This is a genomic window from Kitasatospora sp. NPDC093558 (assembly GCF_040683475.1).
Lineage (GTDB): Bacteria > Actinomycetota > Actinomycetes > Streptomycetales > Streptomycetaceae > Kitasatospora.
The window spans coordinates 1-4,727 of record NZ_JBFBDY010000500.1 but is presented as its reverse complement, the minus strand read 5'-3'; the positions used below and the strand labels follow the sequence as shown (position 1 = coordinate 4,727).

The 4,727-nt window shown below is 73.4% G+C and carries 5 protein-coding genes; 2 read left to right on the top strand and 3 right to left on the bottom strand.

Annotated features, from left to right (window positions below):
• The 3 genes from AB0O00_RS30055 to AB0O00_RS30045 all read right to left on the bottom strand — a co-directional run.
• The coding region (locus tag AB0O00_RS30055) for an aminotransferase class I/II-fold pyridoxal phosphate-dependent enzyme (RefSeq protein WP_363657086.1) at positions 1-1,066 on the bottom strand (1,066 nt) is incomplete at its 3' end.
• Positions 1,067-1,069: 3 nt separating this feature from the next.
• A complete protein-coding gene (locus AB0O00_RS30050; protein WP_363657084.1) occupies positions 1,070-1,705 on the bottom strand; it encodes a PAS domain-containing protein in 636 nt (211 codons plus the stop codon).
• Between the two features lie 98 nt (positions 1,706-1,803).
• Complete coding sequence (locus AB0O00_RS30045; protein WP_363657083.1) at positions 1,804-3,453, bottom strand: beta-propeller fold lactonase family protein; 1,650 nt, start codon at positions 3,451-3,453, stop codon at positions 1,804-1,806.
• 299 nt (positions 3,454-3,752) lie between these two features.
• Here AB0O00_RS30045 and AB0O00_RS30040 point away from each other — a divergent pair, with 299 nt between their 5' ends.
• Both AB0O00_RS30040 and AB0O00_RS30035 read left to right on the top strand, forming a co-directional pair.
• Positions 3,753-4,196: an Rrf2 family transcriptional regulator gene (locus tag AB0O00_RS30040; RefSeq protein WP_363657081.1), complete on the top strand. Its 444-nt coding sequence runs from the start codon at positions 3,753-3,755 to the stop codon at positions 4,194-4,196.
• Positions 4,197-4,271: 75 nt separating this feature from the next.
• Positions 4,272-4,727, top strand: a 456-nt coding sequence (locus tag AB0O00_RS30035; RefSeq protein ID WP_363657079.1) for a globin domain-containing protein, incomplete at its 3' end; no start/stop codon positions are given.

Here is a 4,727-nt window from a genome sequence, read left to right as displayed (position 1 = left end):
GGCCGGCCTGCTTGGTGGCGCCGCCGGCGGTGACGGCGACGGCCACGAAGAGCAGCCACAGCAGCAGGACGCCGGCCTGCTCGACCAGGCGGGTGCAGAACTCCTCGACGCCGTCCGCCCCGAGGTAGCGGGGGTAGGCGACGCAGCCGCCCGCCGGCGCGCGCCACTCGAAGAGGTCGGCGAACTCGGCGAAGAACGCGTCGAACTGCGGCAGGTTGGCGTCGATGACGGCCCGGTTGCGGGCCAGGATCCGCTCGCGCGCCTTGATCGCGATCCGGGCGAGGACCTCGCTCGGCGCCGCGTTGCAGATCGTGGTGTAGTGCTTGGCCCGCTCCAGCCGGGAGCGCAACTCCCGGTCCCGGCAGGCGATCCAGCCGATCCGCAGGCCGGGCAGGCCGAGCGACTTGGACGTGACGCCCAGCGACAGGGCGCGTTCGGAGAGGTCGGCGGCCTGCGGCAGGGTGCGGGCCGGGTCGCGCTCCAGGCCGCGGTAGACCTCGTCGGAGAACAGCCGGATGCCGCGCTCGTCGCAGAGTTCGGCCAGGCGGCGCAGGTCGGCGGCGTCGATCAGCGCGCCGGTCGGGTTGTTGGGGAAGTTGACCGAAACGACCCTCGTGTTGGGCCGCAGCGCGGCCTTCACGGCGTCGACGTCGAGCGCCCAGTCCTGCCGTTCGTCCAGCGCGACGCCGGTGACCTCGCAGATCGAGAGCGGGACGGTCTCCGCGGACTGGTAGTTGGGCGTGATCACCACGGCGTGGTCGCCCGGTTCGAGGAGCACCTGCATGGCCAGGTTGAGGCCCTCCTGGGCGCCGCCGAAGCAGATGACGTCGTCGGCGCCGGCCTCCTCGTACATGCCGGCGATCGCCCGGCGCAGCTCCGGGTCCCCGAAGGTCTCGGTGTAGCCGAGGGCGAGGGTGTCCCAGGCGTGCCGGTCCTCGGGGCCGGCGAGGGCGAGAAGTTCGGCCATCGTCATCGTCTCGGCGTCGGAGGCGGTGAGGTGGTGACGGGCGGTGAACTCCCAGCGGGAGAAGTACGTTTCGAGGCGGAAGTCGGGGAGCCTGGTCATGTCTCAGGCCTCGCTCTCGTGCTTGAGGTCGGTCAGCAGGGTGTAGACGGTCGAGCGGGACACCCGCAGCGCGGTGGCGACGGCGGGGACGGCGCGGCGCACGGCGAGCACGCCGGCGGCGTCGAGTTCGCGCAGGACGGCGAGCCGGTCCTCGCGGCCGAAGCGTTCGAGCGGGCGGCCGTGGGCGCGGACGTAGCCGCCGATGACGTCGTTCATGCGCTCGGTCCAGTCCCGCTCGAAGAGGGGCTCGGGGCGCGGGGCGGTGGGGGCGGCGAAGCCGGCCAGCAGGGCGGCGGCCTGTTCGAGCGGTCCGCGGTCGAGGTTGACGCAGAGCACCGCCGGGGGCCGCCCGGTGTCGTCGGTCAGGACGGCGCTGACGGAGGAGAGGCGGCGGCCGTCGGGCAGCAGCTTCTCGTAGGGGCCGTAGACGCCGTCGGCGGCCGGTTCGAGCACGTCGAGCTCGCCGAGGAGGGAGGGGTCGCCGGGGACGCGGTCGCCCATCGGGTTCCAGATGGCGAGCACGGTGTCGGTCGCGGCGTCGTGCAGCACCACCTCGGCGTAGGGCCCGAGGAGCAGGGCCACCGCGCGGCAGACCGGTGACCAGGTGCGCAGGCGCGGGTCGGGGGTATCGGTGGGCATGTTTGGACTGTACGTCCAGCCTGGACGTTTCGTCCAGGCCGGGCGTGAGCGAGGGCCCCGCCTCCTCCCGGGTGGCGGGGCCCTCGCTGTTCAGCGGATCAGCTGCAGGTGATCAGCAGGGCGAAGACCGCCGTGCAGCTGCGGGTGTCCTGGGCGGTGGCGGGCGACGGGTCGGCCGGGGTCCCGGAGGTGCGGGAGGCCGTGACGGCGAAGTTCTGGACGCCGGTGAACAGCCCGAGCCCGACCGAGAAGTGCCGCGTCGTGGTCGCGCCCTTGGCCAGCGGCGCGTCGAGCGTGCAGGTGAGCTGCCCGTCCGCGACCGTGCAGTCGCCGGAGGTCGCGGCCAGGTCGGGCGGCAGGGCCGCGCCGACGGTGGCGGCGGTGACCGGGTCGGGGCCCTGGCCGGTGAGCGTGATCGTGTAGTCGACCCGGCCGCTGACCAGGCCGGTCACCGGCGTGGCGGCGAGGGCGACGCCCAGGTGGGCGCTGGCGGCGGTGTAGGTGAAGCGGTCGGCGGCCACGGCCGCGCTGGTGCCGCCGGGCGTGGTGACCTGGACGTCCACCGGGCCGGTGGCCGTGGTGGCCGGGGCGGTCGCGGTGCAGCTCGTCTTGGTGCAGCCGAAGGAGGCGGCGTTGCCGGCCGCGCCGAAGCTCACCGCCGTCGCGCCGGCCAGGTCGGTGCCGGTGATCGTCACCGTGGTGCCGCCGGCCTGCGAGCCGGTGGCCGGGCTGATCCCGGTGACGACGGGGACCGGGAGCGGGAAGTTCAGCACGCTGACTGCGTTCGCGGTGAAGTCGGCGAGGTAGCCGCGCCGGCCGTCGGCGGTGACGGCGAGGGTGTACGGGGCGGTGCCGACCGGCACGGTCGCGGTGACGGTGCGGCTCGCGGTGTCCACGACGCTGACGGTGTTGTCGGTGTAGTTGGAGACGTAGGCCGCGGAGCCGTCCGGGGAAAGGGCGACGGCGTACGGGTTGGCGCCGACGCTGACGGCGGAGACCACGGCGTTGGTGGTGGTGTCGATCACGGTGACGGTCTTGTCGTCGCCGTTGGCGGCCCACAGCCTGGTGCCGTCCGGGCTCAGGGCCAGCCCGAAGGCGCCGTGGCCGACGGGGACCGTCGCGCTCACCGTGTTGCTCGCGGTGTCGATCACGTTGACGGCCCGGCCGCTCGACGCGGCGACGTACACCTTCTTGCCGTCCCGCGAGACGGCGAGCCCGTGCGGCTCGGCGCCGACCGGGACGGTCGCGGTGACGGTCTTCGCCGCCGTGTCCACGACGCTCACGGTGTTGGCGCCGGCGTTGGCGACGTACGCGCGCGAGCCGTCGGCCGACAGGGCGAGGCCCCACGGCTGGGTGCCGACCGGCACGGTCGCGGCGACGGTGTTGGTGGCCGTGTCGACGATGCCGACGGTGTTGTCCAGGTGGTGCGTCAGGTAGGCGCGGCGCCCGTCCGGGGAGAGCGCGACGGCGTAGGAGCCGGTGCCGTCGGTGAAGCTGCCGGTGACGGTGTTGCTCGCGGTGTCGAGCACGCTCACCGTGCCGCTGCTCTGGCTGGTCACGTACGCCCGGGCGCCGTCCGGGGTGAGCGCGACCCCGGCCGGGTAGGGCGCCACCGGCACGGTGGCCGTGACGACGGGCGCGGGCGCGGCGGCCTGCGCAGTGCCGGGCTGGGACAGCAGCGCGACCGTGGCGGCGCCTATCGCGGCCGCAGCCGTCCACGGACGCCGCGTTGCACGACGTGTGTTCACGAGATCTCTCCAGGAATGTCGGGTGATGGGGGTGACGCCGCAGGCGTCGATCCGCTCCGCGTCCGGAGCCGCACGAAGCGTAGAAGCCGTTCCGATCACCCGTCAGGAAGTGACCGCTAATGTCGCCAACTGTTCAGATTCGATCGGGAGTTCGGTGCGAGGGCGGTAAGAAGAGGCCCGAACCCGGGGCGCCGGGCGGCCCCGGCGCGTAGGGTCCGCCGACCACCTGGTCCAGACCGGTCCCGGCCGGGTGTGCAGGAAATTGGAGTTCCGGAGTCGCATTCGCTAGCGTTCCGAACGTGAGGCTGACCAAGAGCACCGACATCGCCCTCCGCATCGCCATGCGGCTGGCCGTCCTCGACGAGGAGGCCAACCCGACCACCCGCGAGGTGGCCGAGGCCGTCGGCGTGCCGTACACCCACGCGGCGAAGGTGGTCAGCCGGCTGCAGCACCTCGGCGTGGTCGAGGCGCGGCGCGGAAGGGGCGGGGGCCTGATGATCACCTTCGCCGGGCGGACCGGATCGCTCGGACTGCTGCTCCGCGAGCTGGAAGGGGTCGGCGACGTCGTCGGCTGCGAGGATGACCCGCCCTGCCCGCTGCGGGCCGCGTGCCGCCTGCGCGGGGCGCTGCGTGCGGCACAGGAGGCCTTCTTCGCCGCGCTCGACCCGCTCAGCATCGACGACCTGGTGGCCTCCCCCACCGGACCGGTGCTGCTCAGCCTCCCCACCAGACCCACCGACTGATCCACCCCTCCCCAAGGTCGTGGCTTCCGCGCGGCCTTTAATAGGCATCTCAGATACCAGTTTGGAGCGAGCCTGATGCTGTCCGCCAAGAACGCCGAGGTCATCGAGGCCACCCTGCCCGTCGTGGGCGCCGCGATCGGCGACATCACCCCGCGCTTCTACGACCGGCTGTTCGCCGCCCACCCCGAGCTGCTGCGCGACCTCTTCAACCGGGGCAACCAGGCCAACGGCACCCAGCGCCAGGCCCTCGCCGGCTCGATAGCCGCGTTCGCCTCCGCCCTGGTCGCCCACCCCGACCGGCGGCCGGACGCGATGCTCGCCCGCATCGCCCACAAGCACGTGTCGGTGGGCATCGCCGACGACCAGTACAAGATCGTCCACGAGCACCTGTTCGCGGCCATCGTCGACGTGCTCGGCGAGGCCGTCACCCCCGAGGTCGCCGCCGCCTGGGACGAGGTCTACTGGCTCATGGCCAACGCCCTCGTCGCGATCGAGGGCCGGCTGCGCGCCGGGGCCGCCGGCGCCGACGGC